The sequence below is a fragment of the Cupriavidus ulmosensis genome, assembly GCF_977008105.1.
The window spans coordinates 2,194,982-2,220,291 of sequence record NZ_CDRMWP010000002.1 but is presented as its reverse complement, the minus strand read 5'-3'; the positions used below and the strand labels follow the sequence as shown (position 1 = coordinate 2,220,291).

Below are 25,310 nucleotides of genomic sequence, written 5' to 3'. Positions count from 1 at the left end.
ATCGGCTCCGGTAGACCGTAATCTGGATCATCTGCTTCAACCATTGGTATAAGCTGGCCGCATGGAAGCGCTCAACCTGCTCGAATCCTTCATCCAGAGCGCCGAGACCGGCAGCTTCTCCGCCGCCGCGCGCCGGCTCGGCGTGACGCCCGCCGCGGTCAGCAAGAACGTGGCGCGGCTGGAGGCCAGCCTGGGCCTGCGCCTGTTCCAGCGCAGCACGCGCAGCCTGACGCTGACCGCCGGCGGCGAGCAGTTCCTGCACCGGGTGGGAGACCCCTACGGCGCGCTGCGCGACGCCTTCGCCAGCGTCTCGCAGGACGGCGGCAAGCCCGCCGGCGTGCTCAAGGTGAGCGTGGCGGTGGCGTTCGGCACCGAATACCTGGTGCCGCTGCTGGCGGAGTTCCTGGCGCGCTATCCTGCCATCGTGCCGGACTGGCATTTCGACAACCGCCCGGTGGACCTGATCGGCGGCGGCTTCGATGCGGCCATCGGCGGCGGCATCGAACTGACCGAGGGCCTGGTGGCGCGCGAGCTGGCGACCACCTACATGGTGGTGGTGGCGGCGCCCGCCTACATGGCCGGGCGCGGCATGCCGGCGCACCCGGCCGCGCTGGCCGGGCTCGACGCGATCGAGCGCCGCTCCATCGTCACCGGCCGCGTGCGCGCCTGGACGCTGCGCAACCAGGTCGGCGAGGAAGCGCCGGCCGCGGGCCGCACGCGCGTGATCTTCGACGACCCCGAGGCGATGGCCCACGCCGCCATGCTGGGGCTCGGCGTGGCCGTGCTGCCGATGCAGCATGCCGCGCGCTGGCTGGAGAGCGGGGCGCTGGTGCGGCTGCTGCCGGGCTGGTACGCCGAGCACGGGCCGGTGTCGCTGTACTACCCGAACAAGAAGCTGCTGCCGCCCAGGACGCGGGCGTTCGTGGCGTTCGTGGTCGAGGCGTTCCGCAGGAAGCGGCTGGCCGCGCGTTTCGACGGCCGCTGAGGGTTTGCGGTCCAGCCCACCCGCCCGACAGCGCTACGCGCGCATGGTCACGAACATGGCGCCCACGGCCGCCGCCATCATCAGCGTGGCCAGCCAGCCCAGCACCTTCAGCCGCCGGCTGATGACGAACTGGCCCATGATGTCGGCGCGCGCGGCCATCAGCATCATCAGGGCCATGATGGGCACGGAGACCACGCCGTTGATCACCGCGCTCCAGTAGAGCGCCTTGATCGGGTCGATCTCGGTGAAGCCCAGCCCGATGCCGACCAGGGTGGAGACGGCGATGATGCCGTAGAAGCGCTTGGCCTGCATCGGCGCGCGTTCCAGGCTGTTGCGCCAGCGGAAGGCGCCCGCCGCGGCGTAGGCGGACGAGCCGCCCAGCACCGGAATCGCCAGCAGGCCGGTGCCGATGATGCCGGCGCTGAACAGCACGAAGGCGAAGTCCCCGGCGATCGGGCGCAGCGCCGTGGCGGCCTGCGCCGAGGTCTGGATGTCGGTCACGCCATGCAGGTTGAGCGTGACGGCCGTGGTCAGGATGATGAAGAAGGCCACCAGGTTGGAGAAGCCCATGCCGATGCCGGTGTCGATCTTGATGCGCCGCAGGTTGGCGTCGGCCTGCGCGGGCGCGTGGATCAGCGGCCTGGCGCGCTCGTCGGCCAACTGGTCTTCCACTTCCTGCGAGGCCTGCCAGAAGAACAGGTAGGGGCTGATGGTGGTGCCGAAGACGGCCACCACGGTGGTGACGTACTCGGGCTTCCACGACATGCGCGGCGCCAGCATCTTCGCCAGCACCTGGGACCACGGGATCTGCACCACGAAGGCGGTGGCCACGTATGCCAGCAGCGCGAGCGTGAGCCATTTCAGGATGCGGACGTAGCGCCGGTAGGGAATGAAGACCTGCAGCAGCAGCGAGATCACGCCGAACACCACGGCGTAGAGCTGCGCCGGGCCGCCGGCGATGAGCCGGAGCGCCTCGCCCATCGCCGACACGTCCGCGCCGATGTTGATGGTGTTGGCCACCATCACCAGCCCGACCACGCTGTACAGCAGCCACGCCGGATAGTGCCGCCGGATGTTGGTGGCCAGCCCGTGGCCGCTCACCCGCCCGATGCGCGCGCTGACCACCTGGATGCCGACCATCAGCGGATAGGTGAAGAGCACGGTCCACAGCATGTTGAAGCCGAACTGCGCGCCCGCCTGCGAATAGGTGGCGATGCCGCTCGGGTCGTCGTCGGCGGCGCCCGTGATCAGTCCCGGGCCGAGCTTCCTGAGCCAGTATCCGGCCGTATTGCCGGCGGGTTCCGTCTGCGTGGCGGTGGTTTCCATGTCCGGCACCATCGTCTGCCCTTCGTGGCCTGGCGGCATGGCTGCTGTGTCAGGAAAGCAGGTACATGTTCTGGCGGCTGGCCGCGTAGCGGGTCCTGGCCAGCTCCAGGATCTGCTCGCGGTGCCGGTCGAAGGCGGCCAGCACCTCGGGCTCGGCCGGGCCCATCGCCGGGTCGAGATGGGCGAGCACGGCATCGTTGACGAGAAACGTGACTTCGCGCGCGTTGTCGTAGCCCCAGAACCACACGCAGTGCTTGGCCGCGTCGTAGCTGCGGCTCGGGTTGGGAAAGCTGAGTGCCATGTTGCGCCTCGGTTGGCCGGACACCTGTTCCGGCCGGTGCTTGCCGGCGGCGCGCGGACGTTCCGTGCGGGCCGGTGCGCAAAAGCGGATGATGGGCGTCTCGTCGATCGGTATGGGCCCGGATTGAGCCACGCCCCAATCATACGCTGGCCGGATGCCGATGCCGTGTCAGGCCGCCATCCCCAGGAACTGCTGCAGCTCCGGCGTGGCCGGCTTCGTGAACAGGTCTTCCGGCGCGCCCACCTCGTGCACGCGGCCCTGGTGCATGAACACCACGCGGTTGCACACCTCGCGCGCGAAGCGCATCTCGTGCGTGACCATCAGCAGCGTCATGCCTTCGCTGGCCAGCTGGCGCACCACGTTGAGCACTTCCATCACCAGTTCCGGGTCCAGCGCCGAGGTGATCTCGTCGCACAGCAGCGCGCGGGGCTGCATCGCCAGCGCGCGCGCGATGGCCACGCGCTGCTGCTGGCCGCCGGAGAGCTGGTCGGGATAGCTGTCGAATTTCTCCGCCAGCGCCACCTTGGCCAGGCATTCGCGCGCGCGGGTGCGGGCCTCGGCCTCGCTCACGCCGGCGGCCACGGTGGGCGCGAGCATGACGTTGCGCCCGGCGCTCAGGTGCGGGAACAGGTTGAACTGCTGGAAGATCATGCCGACCTTGCGGCGCAGCGCGCGCAGCTCCAGCTCGGTGCTGCCGAGCTTGGCGCCGGCCACCGTGATGTTGCCTTCGTCGATGCTTTCCAGGCCGTTGATGCAGCGTAGCAGCGTGCTCTTGCCCGAGCCGCTCTTGCCGATGATGGCGACCACCTCGCCGGCTTCGATCTTGAGGTCGATGCCCTTGAGCACTTCGTTGGCGCCGAAGCGCTTCTTCACGTTTTCAATGGCGATGAGCGACATTGAGCTTCCTTTCCAGGTGGCGGCTGTAGCGGGACAGGGGCCAGCACAGCGCGAAATAGATCAGCGCGACCAGCGCGTAGACGGTGAAGGGGCTGAAGGTGGCGTTGGTGATCACGGTGCCGGCCTTGGACAGCTCGACGAAGCCGATGATCGACGCCAGCGCGGTGCCCTTGATGATCTGCACGACAAAGCCCACGGTGGGCGCGATGGCGATGCGCAGCGCCTGCGGCAGGATCACGTGGCGCATCTGCTGCACATGGCCCAGCGACAGGCAGCCCGCGGCTTCCCACTGCCCCTTGGGGATGGCCTCCACGCAGCCGCGCCAGATCTCGGCCAGGTAGGCGCCCGACCACAGCGACAGCGCCAGGCCGGCGGCCAGCCACGCGGGAATCTCCACGCCGAACAGCGCCAGCCCGAAGAAGGCCAGGAACAACTGCATCAGCAGCGGCGTGCCCTGGAAGATTTCGATGAAGGCCCAGGCCGCGCGCCGCGCCGCCGCGCGCCGGCTGATGCGCATGAACAGCACCACGAGGCCGGTGGCGGCGCCGCCGATGAAGGCCACCAGCGACAGCACCACGGTCCAGCGCGCGGCCAGCAGCAGGTTGCGCAGGATGTCCCACGTCGAGAAATCGGTCATCGGGCTCTCCGGAACAGCAGGCCGCCGATGCCGCGCAGCGCCTGGCGCAGGCCGATGGCGAGCAGCAGGTAGATGCCGGTGGTCAGCAGGTAGACCTCGAACGCGCGGAAGTTGCGGCCCTGCACGAAATTGGCGGCGAAGGTCAGGTCTTCGGCGGCGATCTGCGAGCACACCGCCGAGCCCAGCATGACGATCACCACCTGGCTGGACAGCGCCGGCCAGATCTTGCGCAGCGCCGGCAGCAGCACCACGTGGCGGAACACCTGGAACGGCGCCAGCGCCAGGCTGGCGCCCGCTTCGAACTGGCCGCGCGGCACCGCGGCGATGCCGGCGCGCACGATCTCCGCGCTGTAGGCGCCGAGGTTGATGACCATCGCCAGGATGGCGGCGGTCATCTCGCCCAGGTGCACGCCCGCGCTGGGCAGGCCGAAGAAGATGAAGAACAGCTGGATCAGGAACGGCGTATTGCGGATCAGCTCCACGTAGCCGCCGGCGACGGCGGCCAGCCAGGCCGGCCCCTGCGTGCGCGCCCAGGCGCAGGCGATGCCCAGGGCCACCCCGAGCACGCCGCCCACGGCGGTGAGTTCGGCGGTGACGGCGATGCCGTGCGCGAACACGCCGGCATAGTCGAAGGCCGAGAGAAAGTCGAATTGATAGGACATGCGGTGCCGTAGGTGGGCGCCCGGCGAGCGCGGGCGTGACCGGCCGCCCCGGTGCGTCCGGGGCGGCGGGACTTCAGGACTTCAGAGCATCAAGGCATCGAGGCATCGAGGCATCAGAGCGTGGAGGGCAGCGGCATGCCGAGCCACTTCACGGTCAGCGCGTTGAGCTCGCCGTCCTTCTTGACCTCGGCCAGGATGGCGTTGACCTTGGCCTGCAGCTTGGGCTCGCCCTTGTTCAGGCCGATGAAGCACGGCGAGTTCTTGATGAGGAATTTCGGCTCCGGCTTCTTGGGCGGGTTCCTGGCCAGGATGGCCGCGGCCACCACGTTGCCCGTGGCCACCAGCTGCACCTGGCCGGAGAGGAAGGCGCTGATGGTGCCGTTGTTGTCCTCGTAGCGCTTGATGGTGGCGGTGGGCGGGGCGATCTTGCTCAGTTCCAGGTCCTCCACCGCGCCGCGCGTCACGCCCACGGTCTTGCCGGCCAGCTCGGCCGCGCTGGCGACTTTCTGGTCGGCCGGGCCGAACACGCCGTTGTAGAAGGGCGCATAGGCCTCGCTGAAGTCGATGGCCTTCTCGCGCTCGGGGTTCTTGCCCATGCTGGAGATCACCAGGTCCACCTTCTTTGTCTGCAGGTAGGGCACGCGGTTGGTGCTCGTCACCGGCACCAGTTCCAGCTTGACGCCCATCTTTTTGGCGATCAGCGCGGCCACGTCGATGTCCAGGCCTTGCGGCTTCATGTCGGCGCTGACCGAGCCGAACGGCGGGAAGTCCTGCGGCACCGCAACCTTGAGCACGCCGGCCTTGACCACGTCGTCGAGCGCTTCGGCGCTGGCGGCGTGCATGGTGAAGGCGAGCGCGGTGGCGCCGAGGCCGAGGAGGAGTCTGGAGAGCTTCATTGGGGGTCCTTGCTAGCTTGCCGTTTGGGTTGGGGTGAAGGGGAAACGGGTCCGGGGCGCTCAGTTGCCGCGACCGAGCGGGCGCAATGCCTGGCGCAGCGGGTCGGGGCGGTCGTCGGGCGTGGCCGCGCTCAGGCCGGCTTCGACGTCGCCGAGATGGGCGTCCATCAGCGCGATGGCCTGCTCGGTGTCGCCGCGCGCCAGCGCCGCCACGATCTGCGCATGGTCGGCGCACGAGGCGTGGGCCTGGTGGCTGGACTGGTAGCGCATGGCGATCAGCGTGGTGCGCGCGGTCAGGTCGCGCAGCGTGTCGGCCAGCAGCACGTTGCCCGCGCATTCGCCCAGGCACACGTGGAAGTCGCCCAGCAGGTAGCTGCGCAGCGCGGCGTCGTCGGCCGCCAGCGCGCGCTCTTCCTGCGCCACGTGTTCCTGCAGCCGGCCGATGGCCTGGGCGGTGAGCGGCGGCGCGTAGCGCAGCAGCCCGAGTTCGATGGCGCGCCGCGCGGCAAAGGCCTGGCGGGCTTCCTGGCGCGACGGCTCGATCACGAACCAGCCGCGCCGCGACGACACCGTGACGATGCCGCGCGCGGCCAGCCGCGTGAGCGCCTCGCGCACCAGCGTGCGGCTCACGCCGAACAGCCCGGCCAGCGCCTGCTCGCCCAGGCGCGTGCCGGGGGCCAGGCGCTGGGCCAGGATCGATTGCGTGATGCGCTCGGCGATCTCGGCCGAGGACGCGGCGCGGCCGTCGTCAGCGCCGGCTTGGAGCGCCGGCGGCAGGGCGGCGTTGTCGGAAAGGTCGGGCGTGGGCAAAGTCATGCCACGCTGTAACGCAATAGGTATGCCAGCCTGATATACAAGCAGCGCGCACAGGTTTTGTACGCAAAAATGGCATCGGCGTCATGCGGACGTGCACCAGTTGGGCGCCGGCGGCGCCGCGCGCCGGGCCGCGTGCACGCCGATGGTGCGGGCCGCCAGCTTGGTGTGGCGGCCCGGCGGGCTTACCAGCCGCCTCCCAGCGCCCGGAACGTCGCCACCGCCGCGCGCGCGTTGTCGGCATGCACGCGCGCCTGCTGGTCGCGCGCGGCCAGCAGCTGGCGCTCTTCGTCCAGCACTTCGAACAGGCTCACGGCGCCGCCCTTGTAGGCGTCCTCGGAGGCGCCGCGCGCGCGTTCGTGGGCGTCGATCTCGGTGTTCAGCTCCTTGCCCTGCGCTTCGAGTTCGGTGAGGGTGACGACGGCGTTCTCCACGTCCTCGGTGGCGCGCAGCATGGCCTTGCGGTAGTTGGCCAGCGCCTCGGCATTGGCGCCGCGCGCCTGCGCGACTTCGGCATCGACCCGGCCAAAGTCGAACAGGCGCCAGCGCAGGCCGGCCACGCCGACCGGCTGGAACGAGCCCGCCGAGAACAATTTGCCGGTGCTGAAGCTCTCGAAGCCGAGCAGCGCGGACAGCGACAGCTTGGGGTAGTACTCGGCGGTGGCCGCGCCGATGCGCGCGTTGCTGGCGGCCAGCCGGCGCTCGGCGGCGATCACGTCGGGGCGGCGGCGCAGCAGGTCGGCCGGGCCCTGGGCCACGGAGATGGCGGGCACGGCGAGGCTGGGCTTGGCCGCCGGCCGGGCCAGTTCGGCGGCGTAGGTGCCGGGCTGCGCGCCCATCAGCACGTCGAGCCGGTTCAACTGGGTCTGCAGCTCGATGCGCAGCGGCGGGATGGTGACGCGCGCCTGCGCCACCAGCGCCTCGGCCTGCGCGACTTCGCGGCTGGACGACAGGCCGTCGTCGAGGCGCAGCTTCACGAGGTCGAGCAGGCGGGCGTTGGTCTGCACCTGTTCCTGCGCGATGGCGATGCGCTGCTGCGCGCCGCGCACGCGGAAATAGGCGTCGGCGGCTTCGGCCGCCACCGACACGCGCACGCCGAGCTGCTCGGCCTGCGCGGCCTGGGCTTCGGCGTCGGCCGCCTCGGCGCCGCGCCGCAGGCCGCCGAACAGGTCGATCTCCCAGCTCGCGCCGGCGCCCGCGTCATAGAGCGCGGGATTGCGGTTGTAGCCGGGGAACTGGCTGGCGATGCGGCCGATCGGGCTGCCCAGCGACTGGCGCTCCTTGACCGCCTGCGCCGACAGGCTGCCCTGCGGCAGCAGCTGCGCGCCGGCTTCGGCGGCCGCCGCGCGGGCCTGCTGCACGCGCGCCAGCGACGCGGCCAGGTCCAGGTTCTGGTCCAGCGCGCGCCGCACGATGCGGGTCAGCGCGGGATCGTCGAAGCCGGTCCACCAGTTGTCCAGCGGCGGCGCGGGCAGCGTTGCGGCGCGCGCGGCCAGCACCTCGGCATGCGGGTAGGCGGCGGCCGTCTCCAGCGCGGGCTGCCGGTAGTCGGGCCCGACCGCGGCGCAGGCCGCCAGCCCGAGGGCGGCGAGCGCGCCTGCCGCGCGCGCGGCATGGCGCATGGCGCCCGTGCGTACCGGTTTCCGGCCTGGCTTGCGCCCGATGCGGGGCGGGGTCCGATCCATTGTCCATCTCCTTTTGCGGAAGTCCGGGAAGCGGCGCCGTCGCCGCCTCGCGAAAATCGTTCAACAAGTTACTTGCATGATGATATTTACAACTCTATACTAACTTTCATCTTGATAGCAACATGATTTTCGGAGGTAGGGAACATGCGGAAAACGCCGCTCGACACAGCCCCGTGCCCCATCGCCCGCAGCCTGGCGCGGGTGGGAGAGTCGTGGAGCGTCCTGATCCTGCGCGAGGCGTTCTACGGCACGCGCCGCTTCGACGACTTCCAGAAGCAGCTCGGCATCGCGCCCAACATGCTGTCGCGCCGGCTCGAGATGCTGGTCGGCGAAGGGCTGCTGGAGCGCCGCCAGTATTGCGACAAGCCGCCGCGCTCCGAATACCTGCTGACCCCGCGCGGCCGCGATTTCCGGCCCGTGATGCTGGCGCTGCTGGCGTGGGGCAACCGGCACTACGCGCCCGAGGGCGAGCGCGTGGTGCTGGTGGACCGCCATACCGGCGCCACCGTCACGCCGGTGCTGGTCGATGCCGCCACCGGGCGGCCGATCACCGAAGCCGACCATTTCGTCGCGGCCGGGCCGGCCGCCAGCGAGCGCATGCGCGCCCGCCTGGCGAGGTCGGACGGCGCGTGCGCCAACGCCGCCAGCGGCGCCCCCATCCCTGGCGACCCGCTGACCGCGGGCGCCGCCTGAATCCGCATTGAAGAGGAAGCGTCATGACTAGTGAAATCGCCGCCGACCGGGCCGGCTCCGATCCCATCCCCGCAGCGAAACCCCGCGTCAGCCGCAAGCGCCTCGTGCTGGCCGGCGCGCTGGTCGCCGCCGGCGTCGGCCTGGCGCTCTACGGCCAGCACTGGTGGACCCACGGCCGCTTCCAGGAAAGCACGGACGATGCGTATGTCGGCGGCGAGGTCACGGTGGTCGCGCCCAAGGTGGCCGGCTACCTGGCCGAGGTGCTGGTGACGGACAACCAGCAGGTGCGTGCCGGCGACCTGCTGGCCCGCATCGACGACCGCGACTACCGCGCCGCGCTGGCCAAGGCCGAAGGCGCGGTGGCCGCGCAGCAGGCGCTGCTGGTCAACCTGGACGCCACGCGCGCGCTGCAGGATGCCGTGATCGGCCAGGCCCGCGCCGCGGTGACGGCGGTGGATGCCGATACCGTGCGCGCCCGCGACGACCAGGCCCGCTACCAGAGCCTGGCGGCCAAGTCGGCGGTGTCGGTGCAGAGCTCGCAGAAGGCCGATGCCGACTACAAGCAGTCGCTGGCCAACACGCAGCGCGCGCAGGCCAGCCTGCTGGCCGCGCAGCGCCAGATCGACGTGATCGCCACGCAGAAGCTGCAGGCCCAGGCCGCGCTGGCGCAGGCCATTGCCGAGCGCGACATCGCGCGCCTGAATGTCGGCTACACCGAGCTGCGCGCGCCCATCGACGGCATCGTCGGCAACCGGCGCGCGCGCGTGGGCGCCTACGCCGCCAGCGGCACGCAGTTGCTGTCGCTGGTGCCCACGCACGGACTGTGGGTCGACGCCAACTTCAAGGAAGGCCAGCTCGCGCGCCTGCGGCCCGGCATGCGCGCCACGGTGGAGGCCGACGTGCTGCCCGGCCAGGTCTTCCGCGGCCGCGTGACCAGCCTGGCGCCGGCCACCGGCGCGCAGTTCAGCGTGCTGCCGCCCGAGAACGCCACCGGCAACTTCACCAAGATCGTGCAGCGCGTGCCGGTGCGCATCATGCTCGACGAGAACGACGCCAGGCTCGCGCAGCTGCGCCCGGGCCTGTCCGTGGTGGCCGAGATCGACGCCCGCGCCGACGCGCAGGTGCGGCAATGAGCGGCGCCGCGCTGGCGGGCACGCAATCCGGCGCACAATCCGGCACCGCTGCCGGGCAGCCCGCGCCGGTCCGCCCGCCCGCGGGTTTGCCGGACTTCTCGCCAGCGTCGATGACCACCGGCGCCAAGGTGTTCGCCTTCGCCACCATGTGCGTGGGCATGTTCATCGCGCTGCTCGACATCCAGATCGTCTCGGCCTCGCTGCGCGACATCGGCGGCGGGCTCTCGGCCGGCACCGACGAGACCGTGTGGGTGCAGACCAGCTACCTGATCGCGGAGATCATCGTCATTCCGCTGTCGGGCTGGCTCGCGCGCGTGATGTCCACGCGCTGGCTGTTCGCGGCGTCGGCGGCCGGCTTCACGCTGACCAGCCTGCTGTGCGGCATCGCCTGGAACATCCAGAGCATGATCGCCTTCCGCGCCATGCAGGGCTTCCTGGGCGGCTCGATGATCCCGCTGGTGTTCACCACCGCGTTCATGTTCTTCGGCGGCAAGCAGCGCGTGATCGCCGCGGCCACCATCGGCGGGCTGGCCTCGCTGGCGCCCACGCTCGGGCCCACCGTGGGCGGCTGGATCACGGACCACTTCTCGTGGCACTGGCTGTTCTTCATCAACCTGGTGCCGGGCATCTTCGTCATGGTCGCGGTGCCGATGTACGTGCGCGTGGACCGGCCCAACTGGTCGCTGGTGCGCGGCGCCGACTACCTCGGCATGACGCTGATGGCGCTGTTCCTCGGCTGCCTCGAATACACGCTGGAAGAAGGCCCGCGCTGGGACTGGTTCGGCGACGACACCATCCGCGCCACGGCCTGGATCGCCGCGCTGGCCAGCGTCGGTTTCGTGTGGCGCAGCCTGACCTACGCCAACCCGGTGGTGGACCTGCGCGCGCTCAAGGACCGCAACTTCGCGCTCGGCTGCTTCTTCTCGTTCATCGCCGGCGTGGGCATCTTCGCCACCATCTACCTCACGCCGCTGTTCCTCGGCCACGTGCGCGGCTTCAGCGCTTTGCAGATCGGGCTGGCGGTGTTTTCCACCGGCGTCTTCCAGGTCATGTCGATCCCGCTCTACGCGTTTTTCGCCAACCGCGTGGACCTGCGCTGGCTGCTGATGGTCGGGCTGGCCTGCTTCGCGTTCTCGATGTGGCAGTTCGGGCCCATCACCAGCGACTGGGGCGCGGAGCAGCTGATGCTGCCGCAGGCCTTCCGCGGCATGGCGCAGCAGTTCGCGGTGGCGCCGGTGGTCACGCTGACGCTGGGCGCGCTGCCGCCGGAGCGGCTCAAGCTGGCCTCGGGGCTGTTCAACCTGATGCGCAACCTGGGCGGCGCGATCGGCATCGCGGTGTGCGCCACCATCCTCAACGACCGCACCAACCTGCATTTCCTGCGGCTGGCCGAGCATCTCAACGCCGGCAACGAGGCGATGGCCGCGCTGCTGCAGTCGGCCGGCAGCAGCATGGCCGCCTGGGGCTTCGACCCGGCCGGCGCGCAGTCGGCCGCCGTCAGGCAGCTCTGGACGCTGGCCTACCGCGAGGCGCAGACGCAGAGCTTCGGCGACGTCTTCGTCGCCATCATGGCCTGCTTCGTCATCGCCACCGCGATGGTGCCGCTGATGCGCAAGGTGGCGCCGCCGAAGGCGCCCTCGGCCGATGCGCACTGAACCCGGGCCGGCCTTGCCGCCGTGGAGGACAACCATGCTCGTTCGCCATCTGGCCGCGCTGGCCGGCGCGGCGCTGCTGGCCGCGGGGGCGGCCGGCGCCGCCACCGAGGCGCCGCCCGGCAGCAGCCTGGCCTGCGCCCGCGCCGACAACATGTACTGCCGCGTGCCGCCGCGGCCCGGCGCGCGGCCGGCAGGCGACATGAAGGAGACATGAAAGAGACAGGAAGGCGGCATGGGCGGGCGTGGCCGGCGGTTTGGCTATCATGGTGAAAGTATCGTGATGCCGAACGGAGCCGCCGACCATGCAGAGAAAGACCTTCAGGAACATGCAATGCCCCATCGCCCGCGGGCTGGAACGGGTCGGCGAGTGGTGGAGCATGCTGCTGATGCGCGAGGCGTTCTACGGCACGCGCCGCTTCGACGACTTCCAGAAGAACCTGGACATCGCCCCCAACATGCTCACGCGCCGGCTCACCGCGCTGGTGGAGGAGGGGCTGCTGGCGCGGTGCCAGTACTCGGAGAAGCCGCCGCGCTACGAATACGTGCTGACGCCGGTGGGGCGCGATTTCCTGCCGGTGCTGCTGGCCATGCTGACCTGGGGCAACAAGCATTTCGCGCCGGAAGGGGCGAGCGTGGAAGTGGTCGACAAGGCCACCGGCAGGGTGGCCGAGCCGGTGCTGGTGGATGCCGGCACCGGCGAGCGCCTCGATTTCGCGCGGTACACGCTGGCGCCCGGGCCGGCGGCGGCGGAGGGCACGCGCAGGCGGCTTGCCGCCGCGCAAGGGTTCTTGTCGGGCGCCGGGCCGGCGCCGGACGATGTGGCAGGGCAGGCCTAGCAGGCTCCGCGGCGGACAGGCGCGGCGCCCGCCCGGCCTGCCGTGCATTTTGCTGGTTTCACTTATTTCATCGAGGCGGGAGACGTCATGAAGATTCTGGTCCTGGGCGCGGGCGCGATGGGCGGCTACTACGGCGGCCGGCTGATGCAGGCGGGCGCGGATGTCACATTCCTGGTGCGGCCGCGGCGCGCCGAAATCCTGGCCCGCGACGGCCTCGTGGTGCGCAGCGAGCTGGGCGACATCCGCACCCCGGTGAAGACGGTGCAGGCCGCCGGGGTGCGGCCCGGCTACGACCTCGTGCTGCTGGCCTGCAAGACCTATGACCTCGACAGCGCCATGCAGGCGCTCGATCCGGCGCTGGACGGCGGGGGCGGCGATGGCGGCAAGGCCGCGGCCATCCTGCCGCTGGTCAACGGCCTGCGCGCCTACGAGACGCTGGACGCGCGCTACGGCCGCGCGCGCGTGCTGGGCGGCGTCTCCTACATCGCCACCACGCTGGATGCGTCCGGCACCGTGATCCACCAGGGCCCCGGCGACCGCCTTGTGGTCGGCGCGCGCGCCGAGGCGGCGCAGCCGCTGGCGCGCGCGTTCCACGAACTGGCGGCCGCCACGCCCGGCACGCGCGAGCTGTCGGCGGACGTGGACCAGGCGCTGTGGAACAAGTGGGTGATGATCGCCTCCGGCGCGCTGATGACCTGCCTGATGCGCGGCACCGTGGGCGAGATCGTGCGCACCGACGACGGCCGCGCGCTGATGCGGCAGGCGATGGACGAATGCGCCGCGGTCGCGCGCCTGTCGGGCCACGCGCTGCCCGAGGCGGTGGGCAAGGCGATGCACGAGCGGCTGCTGGACGCCGGCTCGGCCTGGGCCGCCTCGATGATGCGCGACATCGCCCAGGGCGCGCCACGCCTGGAGGCGCGCGACATCGTCGGCGACATGGCCGACCGCGCCGTGCGCCTCGGGCACGCGGTGCCGCTGGTGCGCACCGCCTACGCGCATCTGCAGGTCTACGAGGCCCAGCAGGCCCGCCGCGCCGCCGGCTGAAGGCCGCCTAGCCAGCCGCCGCGGCCTGCGCGGCGGCGGCCGCGCGCCGCGCGCGCGCGGCCAGCCGGAACGCGCCCGGCCCCACGCCGAAATATGCCTTGAACGCGCGCCCGAAGGCCGCCTCCGAGGCATAGCCGCATTGCTCGCCGATGCTGGCCGCCGACGCGCGGTCCAGCGTCAGCAGGCGCGCCGCCATTTCCATGCGCAAGGTGGTGACGAACTGCAGCGGCGTCTCGCCGCTGAGCTGAGCGAAGCGCCGCGCGAAGGTGGCGCGCGACACGTTGCACACCTGCGCCAGCGACGCCACCGACCACGGCTCGGCCGGCGCCGCGAGCACCGCGTCCACGGCGCGCGCCAGGCGCGCGTCGGCCATCAGGGCCAGCAGGCTGTGGCTCGCGCCGCCCTGCGCGATCAGCGCGCGCAGCAGCAAGGTCAGCAGCGCCGTCGACAACTGCCCGATCACCGCCGCCGCGCCCGGCTCGGGCGCCCGCGCCTCGTTGCGCATCATGCCGATCAGGGCCGCCAGCCACGCGCAGTCGGCGCGCTGCGCGGTGGCGATGCGCAGCACCGGCGGCAGGTGGCGCAGCAGCATGGTGCCCGGCAGGCCCAGCACGAAGGTGCCGCACAGCATGTCCAGCCCCGCATCGTCGCCGGGGATCGACAGCTCGGTCAGCAGGCCGTTGAAGCGGGCCTGCGGCGCGGCCGTGGCGGCAGCATCGGCACCGGCACCGGCACGCAGGCTGCGCAGCGTGTGCGCGTTGCCGTGCGGGAACAGCAGCACGTCGCCGGCATCCAGCTGCAGCGCCTCGCCGCCCACCTGCGCGTGCGCCTGCCCGCCCAGGATGATGTGGTACGGCAGGTGCCCCGGCGGCGCGGCCGCGTTCTCCACGCGCCAGATGCCGGCGAAGTGGCAGTGCAGGTCCACGGTGCCGGCAGGCGCGAGCATGCGGACCAGTTCCGTCAGGCTGTCCATGATCGGGTACGGTTGAGACGATAAGGCAAGATAATGCGACGATTATATGCGGTAAAGGACGATTTCGGCGCCTAGACTTCGGGTCATGGATGCAGCGCGCACGAACGCCGCGCGGTCCATCAACCAACCCGCAAAGGAGTCCATCATGTCCCGTCTTCACACCATCGCCGCCGCCGAAGCCACCGGCCAGACCGCCGAACTGTTCGCCGCCATCAAGAAGGCCGTCGGCAAGGTTCCCAATGCCTACCTGACCATCGGCAGCAACGCGCCGGCCGTGCTGGCCAACGTGCTGCAGACCGGCGCGCTGCTGCAGAAGAATTCCACGCTGAGCGCGCGCGAAGTGGAGGCCATCAACCTCGCCGTCAGCGAAGCCTCGGCCTGTGACTATTGCGTGGCCGCGCACACCCTGACCGGCAAGATGGCCGGCTACAGCGCCGAGCAGACCCGCGAGCTGCGCGCCGGCGCCTATGCCGAGGACGGCAAGATCGACGCGCTGGTCCGCTTCGCGCTGACCCTGGTCAAGACCAGCGGCACGCTGCCCGCGGGCGCGGTGGACGCCGTGCGCGCCGCCGGCTATACCGACCGCCAGATCGTCGAGAGCATCCAGGCGGTGAGCGCGATCCTGTTCACCAACATGTTCAACCGCGTCAACGACACGGTGGTGGATTTCCCCAAGGTGGCGTGAGCGGGGCGGGGAGGGTCGGCGGCCCTCCCGTCCCGGGCGGCTATCGACATGCGGAATGCTTCGTTTCACCGCGGCCCGCCGCTGTGGAGAATGGTGGATCCTTCCACTCGTCCGCCCGCCATGCCAACGATCCTGCCTCGCCTTCTCGCCGCCAGCCTGCTGGCGGCCGCCGCGCTTTCCCCGCTTGCAGCGCAGGCCGACACGGCCATTCTCAACGCCGGCTACGACGTCACCCGCGAGCTGTACCGCGACATCAACCCCGGCTTCATCGCCAGCTGGAAACAGGCCACCGGCGAGACCGTGGTGGTCAACCAGTCGCACGGCGGCTCAAGCAAGCAGGCGCGCTCGGTGGCGGACGGGCTGGACGCGGACGTGGTGACGATGAACCAGGAGACCGACATCGACATCCTGGTGCAGCGCGGCGTGGTGGCGCCGGACTGGAAGAAGCGCCTGCCCGACAACGCCGCGCCGTACTACTCCACCATCGTGTTCCTGGTGCGCAAGGGCAATCCCAAGCGCATCCTCGACTGGGACGACCTCGGCCGCGCCGGCGTGCAGGTGATCGTGCCCAATCCCAAGACCTCGGGCAACGGCCGCTATACCTACCTCGCGGCGTGGGGCGCGGCGATCCGCAAGGGCGGCGGCGAAGCGCAGGCGCGCGAGGCGGTGACGCGGCTGTTCCGCAACGTGCCGGTGCTCGACACCGGCGGGCGCGGCGCCACCACCAGCTTCACGCAGCGCCAGCTCGGCGACGTGCTGGCCACCTTCGAGAGCGAGGTGCACCAGATCCGCAAGGAACTCGGCGACAGCTTCGAGGTGGTCTACCCGAGCCAGTCGATCATCGCCGAGGCGCCGGTGGCGGTGGTCGACAAGGTGGTGGACAAGCGCGGCACGCGCAAGGTGGCCACGGCCTACCTGCAGTACCTGTGGTCCGACGCCGGCCAGGAGGTGATCGCCAGCCAGTTCTACCGGCCGCGCGCGCCGGCGGTGCTCAAGGCGCACGCGGCGCAGTTCCGCCCGATCACGTTGTTTACGGTCAATGACGTGTTCGGCAGCTGGGCGCAGGCGCAAAGCCGGCACTTCGCCGACGGCGGCGAGTTCGACAAGATCTACCAGGGCCGGCAGTAAGCCGCCCGACGCCCCGAATATCAACGGGGTTTTCTCCCCTCTCCCGCTTGCGGGAGACGGGACGGGGGAGAGGGCCGGCGGCGCTACGAAGCAAAGCCGCCGCGCCCCGCCCGACCCCGCATTCCCCCGCTACCGCGGCGCATTCAACCCGTTGCGCGCATTCAGGTGCTTGACCAGCTTGCCCAGCGTGGTGGCCTGGATCAGCAGGCTGAACACCACCACCAGGTAGGTCACGCCGATCAGCATCTCGCGCCCGTGGAACTCCGGCAGCGACAGCGCCAGCGCGATCGAGATGCCGCCGCGCAGCCCGCCCCAGGTCATGATGGTGGCCGAGTGCGGGTTGAGCCGGCGGAAGTTCTGCAGCGCCAGCAGCGGAATCGCCACGCTGATGGCGCGCGCGATCAGCACCACGGGAATCGCCGCCAGCCCCAGCCAGACGATATGCAGGTGCAGCGACAACGCGATGATCTCCAGCCCGATCAGGCCGAACAGCACCAGGTTGAGCAGCTCGTCGAACAGGCCCCAGAAGTTGAACAGGTGCTCGCGCGTCTTCTCGGACATCGAGGTGGCGGCGCCGTGGTTGCCGATCACCAGCCCCATGATGACCACCGCCAGCGGCGCGGACACGTGCACCAGCTCGGCCAGGCTGTAGCCGCCGGTGGCCAGCGCCAGCGTGATGAGGATCTCCACCGGATAGCTCTCGATGCCGCGCAGCAGCAGCGAGGCGCCGTAGCCGAGCGCCGCGCCCAGCACCAGCGCGCCCAGCACTTCGCGCACCAGCGCCGTGGCCACGTGCGCGGCGGAGAATTCGGTGGCGCCGGTGGCCAGGCCCACCAGCGTGAGGAAGGCCACCACCGCGGTGCCGTCGTTGAACAGCGACTCGCCGGCGATCTTGGTTTCCAGGCTTTCCGGCGCGCCCGCGCTCTTGAGCACGCTCAGCACGGCGATCGGGTCGGTGGGGGAGATCAGGGCGCCGAACACCAGGCACCACAGCAGGCTGATGGGGTGGCCGAGCCACTGCGCCACGTAATAGAAGCCGGCGCCCACGGCGGCGGTGGAGATCACCACGCCCACGGTGGCCAGCAGCAGCACCGCGCGGCGCTGGCGGCGCATGCGCGAGAGGTCGACGTGGAGCGCGCCGGCGAACAGCAGCAGGCTGAGCAGGCCGTGGAAGACCACGTCGGAGAAATCGATCTGGGCCACCAGCTTGCGGGCCTGGGCGACCATTTCGGGATGATTGAAGCCGAGCACGGAGACGCTCAGGCAAGTCACCAGCCCGACGGCGGTGATGCCCAGCGTGTCGGGCAGCTTGATGAAGCGGTAGTTGATGACGCCGAAGATGGCGATGAGGGTGAAAAGGGCGCCGGTCCCTTGGAATACAGTCATGCGAGGGGGTCTCCTGCCTTACAGGCGTTGCGAGATGGATGGGATCGCGCGCGGACGCGCCATGTGTATTCTATGCCACATCGTTGACAGGATCGTGGCAGCGCCCGGCGCGCGCCGGGGTCAGGCGCCCACGTCGAAGAATGCCAGGAACCGGCGCATGATCGGCGACAGCGCGCCCGCGCGGTGCGCCACCAGCACCCGGCTGCCCGCGTCCGGGCCGGCCAGCGCGCGGTACGCCACGCCCGGGATGCCGGTGCGCGCGTAGATCTCCGGCAGCACCGAGACCCCGGCGCCGCTGGCCACCAGGCCGATGATGGTGGTGGCCTCGCGCGCCTCCTGCGCGATGCGCGGCGCGAAGCCGGCGCGGTTGCACAGCGTAGTCACGTGGTCGAACAGCCCGCAGCCCAGCCCGCGCGGAAACAGCAGGAAGGGCTGGGCGGACAGCGTGCCGAGGTCCAGCCCGGCCGCCTCGTCCGCCGCCTCGTTCGCCGCCTGCGGCTGCGCCGCCGCGTGCGCGGCGGGCAGCACGGCGACCAGCCGGTCCGCCAGCACCTCGTGCACGGTGATGCTGGGCGGCGGGTAGAACTGCGGCGACGGACGCAGGAAGCCGATGTCGATCTCGCCCTTCTCCAGCCCCTGCAACTGCTGCCCGGTGGACATGTGCACCAGCTCCAGCGTGGCGCGCGGATGGCCGAGGCGGAAGCGCTGCACCGCGCGCGGGAAGGCGTCCTGCATCGGCACGGAAGCGGTGAAGGCCACGCGGATCTCGCCGGCCTCGCCGGCGGCCACCTGCTTGACCACCTCGCGCGCCTGCTCCAGGTTGCCCAGCGCCGCGCGCGCCTTGTCCAGGAACAGCGTGCCGGCGGGCGTGAGCGCCACGTGGTGGCGCGAGCGGTCGAGCAGGGGGCTGCCCAGCTCGTCCTCCAGCGCCTTGATCTGGGTGCTCAGCGGCGGCTGGCTGATGTGCAGCTTGCGCGCGGCCTCGCTGAAGCTCAGCGCTTCGGCCACGGCGACGAAATAGCGGAGTTGACGGAAGTCCATAGGTGGGTTGGTTATATCGCCCCGGAATAACAAGCGGCTTGAAAACGTATTGGACACTATCACAACGGGTGCCCAGAATGCGTGCAAACGATTTCAACCGACCCACAGGAGACAAGAATGCTGCGTCGATCCTACCTCGCCGGCTTGCTGGCCACCGCGCTGTCGCTGGGCGCCGTCGCCACCAGTGCCGCCGCCGCCGAAACCTATCCCGCCAGGCCCATCCGGCTGGTGGTGCCCTACGCGGCGGGCGGCGCGGTGGACATCGTCGCGCGCTCGGTCGGCCAGAAGATGAGCGTGCTGCTCAAGCAGCCGGTCATCGTCGACAACCGCCCCGGCGCCAGCACCAACATCGGTCTGGACATGGTGGCCAAGGCCCAGCCGGACGGCTACACCATCATGATGGCCTCCAACAGCCTGGCCACCAACGCCGCGCTGTTCGCCAAGCTGCCGTTCGACCCGGCGCGCGACTTCACGCCGGTGGCGCGCATCGGGCAGGCCTCGCTGGTGCTGGTGGTGCCGGCCAAGTCCGGCATCACCTCGCTCAAGGGCCTGGTGGCCCAGGCCAGGTCCCAGCCCGGCAAGCTCAGCTACGCCTCGGCCGGCAACGGCAGCTCCGGCCATCTCGCCGGCGAGCTGTTCAAGGAAGCGGCCCGCATCGACGTGCTGCACGTGCCCTACAAGGGCGGCGCGCCGGCCATCACCGACCTGCTCGGCGAGCGCATCTCCTTCATGCCGATCAACCCGCTCGAAGTCATCACGCATATCCGCGCCGGCACGCTGCGCGCCATCGCGGTGGCGAGCGACCAGCGCACGCCGCTGCTGCCGGACGTGCCGACCTCGCGCGAAGAGGGCCTGCCGGGCTTCACCGCCTCGGTGTGGTGGGGGCTGGTGGCGCCGGCCAGGACGCCGGCGGCCATCGTGCATGAACTCAACGCCGCGGCCAACACCGCGCTGGCCGACGCCGACGTGCGCAAGCAGCTCGCGCAACTGGGCGTGACCATCCTGCCCGGCACGCCCGAAGCCTTCGGCCAGTTCGTGCGCAGCGAGACCACGACCTGGAACGGCGTGATCCGCAAGGCGGGCATCACGGCCGACTGACCACGCCCCGGGCGCGGTCCGCCGCGCCCGGCGCAAGCAACACGATTCAACGGGAAACACCCATGTCCACGCCCCTCTCCGACACCCAAGCCCAGGCCCGCCGCCCCGCCATCCTGGTGGTCAGCGCGCACGCCGCCGACTTCGTCTGGCGCGCCGGCGGCGCCATCGCGCTGTACGCCGAGCGCGGCTACCACGTCAACATCGTCTGCCTGTCCTTCGGCGAGCGCGGCGAATCCGCCAAGATGTGGCGCCAGCCCGGCATGACGCTTGAGCGCGTCAAGGCCGCGCGGCGCGAGGAAGCGCAGCAGGCCGCCGACATCCTCGGCGCCACCCTGACGTGCTTCGACCTCGGCGACTACCCGCTGCGCGTGAGCGACGCAGCGCTGCTGCGCCTGGCGGACATCTACCGCGAGCTGCGCCCCGAGCTGGTCATGAGCCACTCGCGCGAGGACATCTACAACTTCGACCACCCGCTGGCCACCCACGTGGCGCAGGAAGCGCGCGTGATCGCCCAGGCGCACGGCTACAAGCCCGAGGTGCCGGTGATCGGCGCGCCGCCGGTGTTCCTGTTCGAGCCGCACCAGCCCGAGCAATGCAACTGGAAGCCCGACGTGCTGCTCGACATTTCCTCCGTATGGGAGAAGAAGCAGCGCGCCTTCGCCACGATGGCGGCGCAGGAACACCTGTGGGAGTACTACACCCGCGTGGCGCTGCAGCGCGGCGCGCAGGCCACGCGCAACTCGGACCGCAAGGTCAAATACGGCGAGGGATACGCGCGCGTGTTCCCGCAAGTCTCGGAGACCCTGGCATGAAGACCATCGCCTATCGCCATATCCTGCGCGCCGACATGGCCGACATCGACGCGCTCGGCAGCGCCGGCGTGGCCACCGCGCACGAGGCGCAGCGCCGCACCGGGCTGATGAAGCCCTATCTGCGGCCGGTCCAGTCCGGCGCGGCGATCGCCGGCAGCGCCGTGACGGTGCTGATGCATCCCGGCGACAACTGGATGATCCACGTCGCCGTGGAGATGGTGCAGCCCGGCGACGTGCTGGTGGTGGCGCTGGTCAGCGACTGCACCGACGGCCTGTTCGGCGACCTGCTGGCCACCTCGCTCAAGGCGCGCGGCGCGCGCGGGCTGGTCATCGACGGCGGCGTGCGCGACGTGGCCACGCTCAACGCCATGAACTTCCCGGTGTGGTCGCGCGCGGTCTCGGCGCAGGGCGCGGTCAAGGAAACGGTGGGCGCGGTCAACGTGCCGGTGGTCTGCGCCGGCGCCCACGTGCGTCCCGGCGACGTGATCGTGGCCGACGACGACGGCGTGGTGGTGGTGCCGCGCCCGCAGGCCGCGGCGACCGCCCGGCTCGCCGCCGCGCGCGAAGCCAGCGAGCTGGCCAAGCGCGCCACGCTGGCCGCCGGCGTGCTGGGCCTGGACATGTACAAGATGCGCGAGGCGCTGGCCGCGAAGGGGCTGGTCTATTCGGACCAGGCGGTGGACTGGTACAGCGGCTTCGACGAGGCCTGAGCCCCGCATGGTCCAGGCGCCGCCCGCCCGCGCGGCGGGCGGCGTCCCCGATTCTGGTATAAGCAACGCAGACGATTTTCCGGGCCTCGGGGGAGCCAGATGGAACTGCGCCAGCTTCAATACTTCGTGCGGGTGGTCGAACTCGGCAGCATGAGCCGCGCCGCGCTCGACCTGGACATGGTGCAGTCGGCCATGAGCCAGCAGATCAGCCGGCTGGAAAGCGAGCTGTCCACCCGCCTGCTGCGCCGGACCACGCGCGGCGTCACGCCGACCGAGGCCGGCCTGGCCTTCTTCCGCGAGGCCCAGCTCGCGCTGCGCCACGCCGAGCAGGCCAAGCGCGCGGCCCATCACGCGCGCCTGTCCGGCACGGTCAGCGTGGGCCTGGCGCCGACCACCGCGTCGATGGTCGGCGTGCCGCTGATGCGCGCCATGCGCGAGCGCTATCCCGACGTGCGCTTGCACATGGTGGAGAGCCTGTCGGGCCACCTCGGCGCCATGCTCAACGCGCGCCAGCTCGACCTCGCCGTGCTGTTCGATACCCACGTGGCGCGCCGCTGGAGCGTGATGCCGCTGCTGGAAGAAACCCTGTTCCTGATCCGCTCGCGCAAGGCCCTGCCGGCCGGCGCCGAGGCCGGCCTGCCCACGCGGCTGCGCATGGCGCAGCTGCAGGACGTGCCGCTCATCATGCCGACCGGCCTGCACGGGCTGCGCAGCACGCTGGACGCCGCTTTCGCGCGCGCCAAGATCGTGCCGCAGGTGGTGCAGGAAGTGGATTCGCTGGCCATGCTGATGGACGCGGTGGACCTGGGCTTCGGCGGCACGCTGCAGCCGTGGGCGGCGGTGGGGCGCTATGCCGACGCCACCGAGCGCTTCCACCTGGCCGAGATCGCCGACCCCAAGGTGCGGCGCCAGAACGTGCTGTGCAGCCTGTCCGACGACGAGCTGTCCCCGGCCGCGCTGGCGCTGCGCGTGGTGCTGGCCGACTGCGCGCGCGAGCTGGTGCGCTCGGGCGCCTGGCGCGGCGCGCGGCTGCTGGGGCCGGAGGGCTGAGGGCGGGGTTCGGCGCATTCGGCGCATTTCGGCGGATCCCGACAGGGCGGGCGGCCCCCGAGGGGTATCACGAATCGTGATGCCCCCATGCCGCCACCGGCCTTAGCAGGCGGGCGCGCCGCCGGTACAGTGCGGGCTACCCCACGAGAAGACCGCATTGTGTTCCTGATTACACCAACCCGGAAGCCCCTCCCGTCGGCTTCCCGCCGTGCCGCCGGAGGCGCGCGGCCATGATCGACGTCCTGGTCATCGGTGGCGGCAACGCCGCCCTGTGCGCCGCCCTGATGGCGCGCGAAGCCGGCGCCAGCGTGCTGCTGCTCGAAGCGGCGCCGCGCGAGTGGCGCGGCGGCAACTCCCAGCACACCCGCAACCTGCGCTGCATGCACGACGCGCCGCAGGATGTGCTGATCGAGGCCTATCCCGAGGAAGAATACTGGCAGGACCTGCTCAAGGTCACTGGCGGCATCACCAACGAGTACCTGGCCCGCCTGACCATCCGCGCGTCCTCCACCTGCCGCGACTGGATGCGCAAGCACGGCGTGCACTTCCAGCCGCCGCTGTCGGGCGCGCTGCACGTGGCGCGCACCAACGCCTTCTTCATGGGCGGCGGCAAGGCCCTGGTCAACGCCTATTTCCGCAGCGCCGAGGCGCTCGGCGTGCAGGTGCGCTACAACGCGCCGGTGGACGCCATCGAGATGGACGGCGACCGCTTCGTGGCCGCGCGCATCGGTAGCGAGCGCATCGAGGCGCGCAGCTGCGTGCTGGCCGCCGGCGGCTTCGAGTCCAACCGCGAATGGCTGCGCGAAGCCTGGGGCCAGAACGCCGACGGCGAATGGCCGGCCGACAATTTCCTGATCCGCGGCACGCGCTTCAACATGGGCGTGCTGCTCAAGCACATGATCGAGTCGGGCGCGGACGCCATCGGCGACCCGTCGCAGTCGCACTGCGTGGCCATCGACGCGCGCGCGCCGCTGTACGACGGCGGCATCTGCACGCGCGTGGACTGCGTCTCGCTGGGCGTCATGCTCAACCGCAACGCCGAGCGCTTCTACGACGAGGGCGAGGACTTCTGGCCCAAGCGCTACGCCATCTGGGGCCGGCTGGTGGCCCAGCAGCCCGGGCAGATCGGCTACTCCATCATCGACGCCAAGGCCGTGGGCCGCTTCATGCCGCCGGTGTTCCCCGGCGTGCGCGCCGACACGCTGCCGGAACTGGCGCGCCTGCTCGGGCTGGACGAAGCCACCTTCGTGCGCACCATCGAGGCGTACAACGCGGCCTGCCGCGTGGGCAAGTTCGACCACACCGTGCTCGACGACTGCCACACCGAGGGCATCTCCCCGGCCAAGACCCACTGGGCGCGCCCGCTCGACACCGCGCCGTTCTACGGCTACGCGCTGCGCCCGGGCATCACCTTCACCTATCTCGGCCTGAAGGTAAACGAGCACGCCGCCGTGCACTTCGGCGGCAAGCCCAGCGACAACCTGTTCGTGGCCGGCGAGATGATGGCCGGCAACGTGCTGGGCAAGGGCTACACGGCGGGCGTGGGCATGGCCATCGGCACCGCCTTCGGCCGCATTGCCGGCACCCGGGCCGCCGCCGCCGCGCGGGGCCTGCGCAACGACATCCAGGAAGACCAGCATGCAACATCTTGAAGCGCTGACGCGCGAAGCGGCGGCGCTGGCCGAGGGCGCGCTGCCGCTCACCGGCGACGAGGCCGAGGTCGGCCGCATCATGCAGATCTGCAACGCCTGCCGCTACTGCGAAGGCTTCTGCGCCGTGTTCCCGGCCATGACGCGCCGGCTCGAGTTCGGCAAGGCCGACATCCACTACCTGGCCAACCTGTGCCATAACTGCGGCGCCTGCTACCACGCCTGCCAGTACGCGCCGCCGCACGAGTTCGGCGTCAACGTGCCGCAGGCGATGGCCAAGGTGCGCGTGCAGACCTACTCGGACTACGCCTGGCCGGCCGCCTTCGGCGGGCTGTACCGCCGCGCCGGGCTGGCCACCGCGCTGGCGCTGGCCGGCGGCCTGGCGCTGTTCCTGGTGATGGTGCTGGCCGCGCGCGGCAGCCTGCTGCACGCGCCGCTGGCCGGCAACTTCTACGCCATCTTCCCGCACAACCTGCTGGCGGCCATGTTCGGGCTGGTGTTCGGCCTCGCCATCGTGGCGCTGGGCGTGGGCGTGACGCGCTTCTGGCGCCGCGTGACGCCGGGCGAGCTGGCCGGCGAGGCGCGCGGTGCGGCCATCGGCGGCGCCGCGCACGACGCGCTGCGGCTGCGCTACCTCGATGGCGGCCACGGCGAGGGCTGCAACAACGCCGACGATGCCTTCACCCTGTGGCGCCGCCGCTTCCACCATTTCACGTTCTACGGCTTCATGCTGTGCTTCGCCGCCACGGCGGTGGCCACGCTCTATCATTACCTGCTGGACCTGCACGCGCCGTATGCGCTGACCAGCCTGCCGGTGCTGCTCGGCACGGCCGGCGGCATCGGCCTGCTGATCGGCACGGCGGGGCTGCTGCGGCTCAACCTGGCGCGCGACCCGAACACCGGCGACGCCGCGCAGAAACCGATGGACCGCGGCTTCATCGCGCTGCTGTTCCTCACCAGCGCCACCGGCCTGGCGCTGCTGGCCTGGCGCGACACCGGCGCGATGGCGCTGCTGCTGGCCCTGCACCTGGGCGTGGTGATGGCGCTGTTCCTGACGCTGCCCTACGGCAAGTTCGCGCACGGCATCTACCGCAGCGCCGCGCTGCTGAAATGGAATATCGAAAAACGCCGGCCGAGCAATCTCGCGCTCGGCTCGGACTGAAGTCGCCCCCGAACCCCGACTGAAACGAATACCGTATCCACAAGGAGATCCCC

Annotated in this window: 26 protein-coding genes; 15 read left to right on the top strand and 11 right to left on the bottom strand. The window is 70.8% G+C overall.

Annotation, left to right across the window (positions count from 1 at the left end; genetic code table 11):
- Positions 1-61 precede the first annotated feature (61 nt).
- Complete coding sequence (locus ACWTPI_RS29565) at positions 62-985, top strand: LysR family transcriptional regulator (RefSeq protein WP_020203232.1); 924 nt, start codon at positions 62-64, stop codon at positions 983-985.
- A gap of 33 nt (positions 986-1,018) precedes the next feature.
- Here ACWTPI_RS29565 and ACWTPI_RS29560 read toward each other — a convergent pair whose 3' ends face one another.
- The 8 genes from ACWTPI_RS29560 to ACWTPI_RS29525 all read right to left on the bottom strand — a co-directional run bounded on the left by ACWTPI_RS29560 (position 1,019) and on the right by ACWTPI_RS29525 (position 8,139).
- A complete protein-coding gene (locus ACWTPI_RS29560; RefSeq protein WP_454734037.1) occupies positions 1,019-2,311 on the bottom strand; it encodes an NRAMP family divalent metal transporter in 1,293 nt (430 codons plus the stop codon).
- Positions 2,312-2,360: 49 nt separating this feature from the next.
- Positions 2,361-2,612, bottom strand: a complete 252-nt coding sequence (locus tag ACWTPI_RS29555; RefSeq protein ID WP_020203234.1) for a DUF1488 family protein — start codon at positions 2,610-2,612, stop codon at positions 2,361-2,363.
- A 168-nt stretch (positions 2,613-2,780) separates the two neighbouring features.
- Positions 2,781-3,509 (bottom strand): amino acid ABC transporter ATP-binding protein, encoded by a 729-nt coding sequence (locus ACWTPI_RS29550; protein WP_020203235.1) that lies wholly within the window; start codon positions 3,507-3,509, stop codon positions 2,781-2,783.
- Complete coding sequence (locus ACWTPI_RS29545; protein WP_454733519.1) at positions 3,490-4,146, bottom strand: amino acid ABC transporter permease; 657 nt, start codon at positions 4,144-4,146, stop codon at positions 3,490-3,492. Before ACWTPI_RS29545 ends, ACWTPI_RS29550 begins: the two co-directional genes overlap by 20 nt.
- Positions 4,143-4,808 (bottom strand): amino acid ABC transporter permease, encoded by a 666-nt coding sequence (locus ACWTPI_RS29540; RefSeq protein WP_020203237.1) that lies wholly within the window; start codon positions 4,806-4,808, stop codon positions 4,143-4,145. The genes ACWTPI_RS29545 and ACWTPI_RS29540 overlap by 4 nt, the downstream gene beginning before the upstream one ends.
- Before the next feature lie 113 nt (positions 4,809-4,921).
- The gene (locus ACWTPI_RS29535; RefSeq protein WP_020203238.1) at positions 4,922-5,704 is read right to left on the bottom strand and encodes a transporter substrate-binding domain-containing protein; all 783 of its coding nucleotides are present in this window, start codon (positions 5,702-5,704) and stop codon (positions 4,922-4,924) included.
- A 60-nt stretch (positions 5,705-5,764) separates the two neighbouring features.
- Positions 5,765-6,520: a GntR family transcriptional regulator gene (locus ACWTPI_RS29530; RefSeq protein WP_020203239.1), complete on the bottom strand. Its 756-nt coding sequence runs from the start codon at positions 6,518-6,520 to the stop codon at positions 5,765-5,767.
- 182 nt (positions 6,521-6,702) lie between these two features.
- On the bottom strand, positions 6,703-8,139 hold the full coding sequence (locus ACWTPI_RS29525) for an efflux transporter outer membrane subunit (protein ID WP_454734036.1): 1,437 nt from the start codon (positions 8,137-8,139) through the stop codon (positions 6,703-6,705).
- A gap of 207 nt (positions 8,140-8,346) precedes the next feature.
- Between ACWTPI_RS29525 and ACWTPI_RS29520 the strand changes: the two genes are divergently transcribed.
- From ACWTPI_RS29520 to ACWTPI_RS29495, 6 genes are all read left to right on the top strand, one after another.
- Entirely contained in the window at positions 8,347-8,895 is a 549-nt protein-coding gene (locus ACWTPI_RS29520; RefSeq protein WP_454733518.1) for a winged helix-turn-helix transcriptional regulator, read from the top strand.
- Between the two features lie 23 nt (positions 8,896-8,918).
- Positions 8,919-10,028: an HlyD family secretion protein gene (locus tag ACWTPI_RS29515; RefSeq protein WP_059411416.1), complete on the top strand. Its 1,110-nt coding sequence runs from the start codon at positions 8,919-8,921 to the stop codon at positions 10,026-10,028.
- Positions 10,029-10,138: 110 nt separating this feature from the next.
- Entirely contained in the window at positions 10,139-11,683 is a 1,545-nt protein-coding gene (locus ACWTPI_RS29510) for a DHA2 family efflux MFS transporter permease subunit (RefSeq protein WP_454734035.1), read from the top strand.
- Between the two features lie 34 nt (positions 11,684-11,717).
- Complete coding sequence (locus tag ACWTPI_RS29505; protein WP_454733517.1) at positions 11,718-11,897, top strand: hypothetical protein; 180 nt, start codon at positions 11,718-11,720, stop codon at positions 11,895-11,897.
- Between the two features lie 88 nt (positions 11,898-11,985).
- Complete coding sequence (locus ACWTPI_RS29500; protein ID WP_454733516.1) at positions 11,986-12,519, top strand: winged helix-turn-helix transcriptional regulator; 534 nt, start codon at positions 11,986-11,988, stop codon at positions 12,517-12,519.
- An 87-nt stretch (positions 12,520-12,606) separates the two neighbouring features.
- Positions 12,607-13,563 carry a 2-dehydropantoate 2-reductase gene (locus tag ACWTPI_RS29495; RefSeq protein WP_454733515.1) on the top strand — a complete coding sequence of 319 codons (957 nt, stop codon included), beginning with the start codon at positions 12,607-12,609 and terminating at the stop codon, positions 13,561-13,563.
- Positions 13,564-13,570: 7 nt separating this feature from the next.
- Here the strand turns inward: ACWTPI_RS29495 and ACWTPI_RS29490 are convergent, their stop codons facing one another.
- The gene (locus tag ACWTPI_RS29490) at positions 13,571-14,536 is read right to left on the bottom strand and encodes a cupin domain-containing protein (RefSeq protein ID WP_454733514.1); all 966 of its coding nucleotides are present in this window, start codon (positions 14,534-14,536) and stop codon (positions 13,571-13,573) included.
- Between the two features lie 145 nt (positions 14,537-14,681).
- Here ACWTPI_RS29490 and ACWTPI_RS29485 point away from each other — a divergent pair, with 145 nt between their 5' ends.
- Positions 14,682-15,221, top strand: coding sequence for a carboxymuconolactone decarboxylase family protein (locus ACWTPI_RS29485; protein WP_454733513.1), 540 nt, complete (start codon positions 14,682-14,684; stop codon positions 15,219-15,221).
- A 120-nt stretch (positions 15,222-15,341) separates the two neighbouring features.
- The gene (locus ACWTPI_RS29480; protein ID WP_020203250.1) at positions 15,342-16,349 is read left to right on the top strand and encodes a sulfate ABC transporter substrate-binding protein; all 1,008 of its coding nucleotides are present in this window, start codon (positions 15,342-15,344) and stop codon (positions 16,347-16,349) included.
- A 129-nt stretch (positions 16,350-16,478) separates the two neighbouring features.
- Here the strand turns inward: ACWTPI_RS29480 and ACWTPI_RS29475 are convergent, their stop codons facing one another.
- Both ACWTPI_RS29475 and ACWTPI_RS29470 read right to left on the bottom strand, forming a co-directional pair.
- Positions 16,479-17,735 carry a cation:proton antiporter gene (locus ACWTPI_RS29475; protein ID WP_059411421.1) on the bottom strand — a complete coding sequence of 419 codons (1,257 nt, stop codon included), beginning with the start codon at positions 17,733-17,735 and terminating at the stop codon, positions 16,479-16,481.
- A gap of 120 nt (positions 17,736-17,855) precedes the next feature.
- Positions 17,856-18,776 (bottom strand): LysR family transcriptional regulator, encoded by a 921-nt coding sequence (locus ACWTPI_RS29470; protein WP_454733512.1) that lies wholly within the window; start codon positions 18,774-18,776, stop codon positions 17,856-17,858.
- Between the two features lie 117 nt (positions 18,777-18,893).
- Here ACWTPI_RS29470 and ACWTPI_RS29465 point away from each other — a divergent pair, with 117 nt between their 5' ends.
- The 6 genes from ACWTPI_RS29465 to tcuB all read left to right on the top strand — a co-directional run bounded on the left by ACWTPI_RS29465 (position 18,894) and on the right by tcuB (position 25,257).
- Positions 18,894-19,874, top strand: a complete 981-nt coding sequence (locus ACWTPI_RS29465) for a tripartite tricarboxylate transporter substrate binding protein (RefSeq protein ID WP_029043672.1) — start codon at positions 18,894-18,896, stop codon at positions 19,872-19,874.
- 62 nt (positions 19,875-19,936) lie between these two features.
- Positions 19,937-20,686 carry a PIG-L deacetylase family protein gene (locus ACWTPI_RS29460; RefSeq protein WP_020203254.1) on the top strand — a complete coding sequence of 250 codons (750 nt, stop codon included), beginning with the start codon at positions 19,937-19,939 and terminating at the stop codon, positions 20,684-20,686.
- Complete coding sequence (locus ACWTPI_RS29455) at positions 20,683-21,396, top strand: 4-carboxy-4-hydroxy-2-oxoadipate aldolase/oxaloacetate decarboxylase (RefSeq protein ID WP_454733511.1); 714 nt, start codon at positions 20,683-20,685, stop codon at positions 21,394-21,396. The genes ACWTPI_RS29460 and ACWTPI_RS29455 overlap by 4 nt, the downstream gene beginning before the upstream one ends.
- Positions 21,397-21,495: 99 nt before the next feature.
- Complete coding sequence (locus ACWTPI_RS29450) at positions 21,496-22,446, top strand: LysR family transcriptional regulator (protein WP_020203256.1); 951 nt, start codon at positions 21,496-21,498, stop codon at positions 22,444-22,446.
- A gap of 230 nt (positions 22,447-22,676) precedes the next feature.
- A complete protein-coding gene (tcuA, locus tag ACWTPI_RS29445; RefSeq protein WP_454733510.1) occupies positions 22,677-24,098 on the top strand; it encodes an FAD-dependent tricarballylate dehydrogenase TcuA in 1,422 nt (473 codons plus the stop codon).
- The gene (tcuB, locus tag ACWTPI_RS29440) at positions 24,085-25,257 is read left to right on the top strand and encodes a tricarballylate utilization 4Fe-4S protein TcuB (RefSeq protein ID WP_059411424.1); all 1,173 of its coding nucleotides are present in this window, start codon (positions 24,085-24,087) and stop codon (positions 25,255-25,257) included. The genes tcuA and tcuB overlap by 14 nt, the downstream gene beginning before the upstream one ends.
- The last annotated feature ends 53 nt before the right edge of the window (positions 25,258-25,310 follow it).

What these genes read in the sequence shown, in the direction of transcription:
- tcuB (WP_059411424.1), top strand. Translation starts at nt 24,085, where the DNA reads ATGCAACATCTTGAAGCGCTGACGCGCGAAGCGGCGGCGCTGGCCGAG.
- ACWTPI_RS29525 (WP_454734036.1), bottom strand. Translation starts at nt 8,139, where the DNA reads ATGCGCCATGCCGCGCGCGCGGCAGGCGCGCTCGCCGCCCTCGGGCTG.
- ACWTPI_RS29505 (WP_454733517.1), top strand. Translation starts at nt 11,718, where the DNA reads ATGCTCGTTCGCCATCTGGCCGCGCTGGCCGGCGCGGCGCTGCTGGCC.
- ACWTPI_RS29550 (WP_020203235.1), bottom strand. Translation starts at nt 3,509, where the DNA reads ATGTCGCTCATCGCCATTGAAAACGTGAAGAAGCGCTTCGGCGCCAAC.
- ACWTPI_RS29560 (WP_454734037.1), bottom strand. Translation starts at nt 2,311, where the DNA reads ATGGAAACCACCGCCACGCAGACGGAACCCGCCGGCAATACGGCCGGA.
- ACWTPI_RS29500 (WP_454733516.1), top strand. Translation starts at nt 11,986, where the DNA reads ATGCAGAGAAAGACCTTCAGGAACATGCAATGCCCCATCGCCCGCGGG.
- ACWTPI_RS29460 (WP_020203254.1), top strand. Translation starts at nt 19,937, where the DNA reads ATGTCCACGCCCCTCTCCGACACCCAAGCCCAGGCCCGCCGCCCCGCC.
- ACWTPI_RS29480 (WP_020203250.1), top strand. Translation starts at nt 15,342, where the DNA reads ATGCCAACGATCCTGCCTCGCCTTCTCGCCGCCAGCCTGCTGGCGGCC.
- ACWTPI_RS29490 (WP_454733514.1), bottom strand. Translation starts at nt 14,536, where the DNA reads ATGGACAGCCTGACGGAACTGGTCCGCATGCTCGCGCCTGCCGGCACC.
- ACWTPI_RS29515 (WP_059411416.1), top strand. Translation starts at nt 8,919, where the DNA reads ATGACTAGTGAAATCGCCGCCGACCGGGCCGGCTCCGATCCCATCCCC.
- ACWTPI_RS29565 (WP_020203232.1), top strand. Translation starts at nt 62, where the DNA reads ATGGAAGCGCTCAACCTGCTCGAATCCTTCATCCAGAGCGCCGAGACC.
- ACWTPI_RS29455 (WP_454733511.1), top strand. Translation starts at nt 20,683, where the DNA reads ATGAAGACCATCGCCTATCGCCATATCCTGCGCGCCGACATGGCCGAC.
- ACWTPI_RS29475 (WP_059411421.1), bottom strand. Translation starts at nt 17,735, where the DNA reads ATGACTGTATTCCAAGGGACCGGCGCCCTTTTCACCCTCATCGCCATC.
- ACWTPI_RS29520 (WP_454733518.1), top strand. Translation starts at nt 8,347, where the DNA reads ATGCGGAAAACGCCGCTCGACACAGCCCCGTGCCCCATCGCCCGCAGC.
- ACWTPI_RS29510 (WP_454734035.1), top strand. Translation starts at nt 10,139, where the DNA reads ATGACCACCGGCGCCAAGGTGTTCGCCTTCGCCACCATGTGCGTGGGC.
- ACWTPI_RS29530 (WP_020203239.1), bottom strand. Translation starts at nt 6,520, where the DNA reads ATGACTTTGCCCACGCCCGACCTTTCCGACAACGCCGCCCTGCCGCCG.
- ACWTPI_RS29535 (WP_020203238.1), bottom strand. Translation starts at nt 5,704, where the DNA reads ATGAAGCTCTCCAGACTCCTCCTCGGCCTCGGCGCCACCGCGCTCGCC.
- ACWTPI_RS29540 (WP_020203237.1), bottom strand. Translation starts at nt 4,808, where the DNA reads ATGTCCTATCAATTCGACTTTCTCTCGGCCTTCGACTATGCCGGCGTG.
- tcuA (WP_454733510.1), top strand. Translation starts at nt 22,677, where the DNA reads ATGATCGACGTCCTGGTCATCGGTGGCGGCAACGCCGCCCTGTGCGCC.
- ACWTPI_RS29450 (WP_020203256.1), top strand. Translation starts at nt 21,496, where the DNA reads ATGGAACTGCGCCAGCTTCAATACTTCGTGCGGGTGGTCGAACTCGGC.
- ACWTPI_RS29470 (WP_454733512.1), bottom strand. Translation starts at nt 18,776, where the DNA reads ATGGACTTCCGTCAACTCCGCTATTTCGTCGCCGTGGCCGAAGCGCTG.
- ACWTPI_RS29545 (WP_454733519.1), bottom strand. Translation starts at nt 4,146, where the DNA reads ATGACCGATTTCTCGACGTGGGACATCCTGCGCAACCTGCTGCTGGCC.
- ACWTPI_RS29485 (WP_454733513.1), top strand. Translation starts at nt 14,682, where the DNA reads ATGTCCCGTCTTCACACCATCGCCGCCGCCGAAGCCACCGGCCAGACC.
- ACWTPI_RS29555 (WP_020203234.1), bottom strand. Translation starts at nt 2,612, where the DNA reads ATGGCACTCAGCTTTCCCAACCCGAGCCGCAGCTACGACGCGGCCAAG.
- ACWTPI_RS29495 (WP_454733515.1), top strand. Translation starts at nt 12,607, where the DNA reads ATGAAGATTCTGGTCCTGGGCGCGGGCGCGATGGGCGGCTACTACGGC.
- ACWTPI_RS29465 (WP_029043672.1), top strand. Translation starts at nt 18,894, where the DNA reads ATGCTGCGTCGATCCTACCTCGCCGGCTTGCTGGCCACCGCGCTGTCG.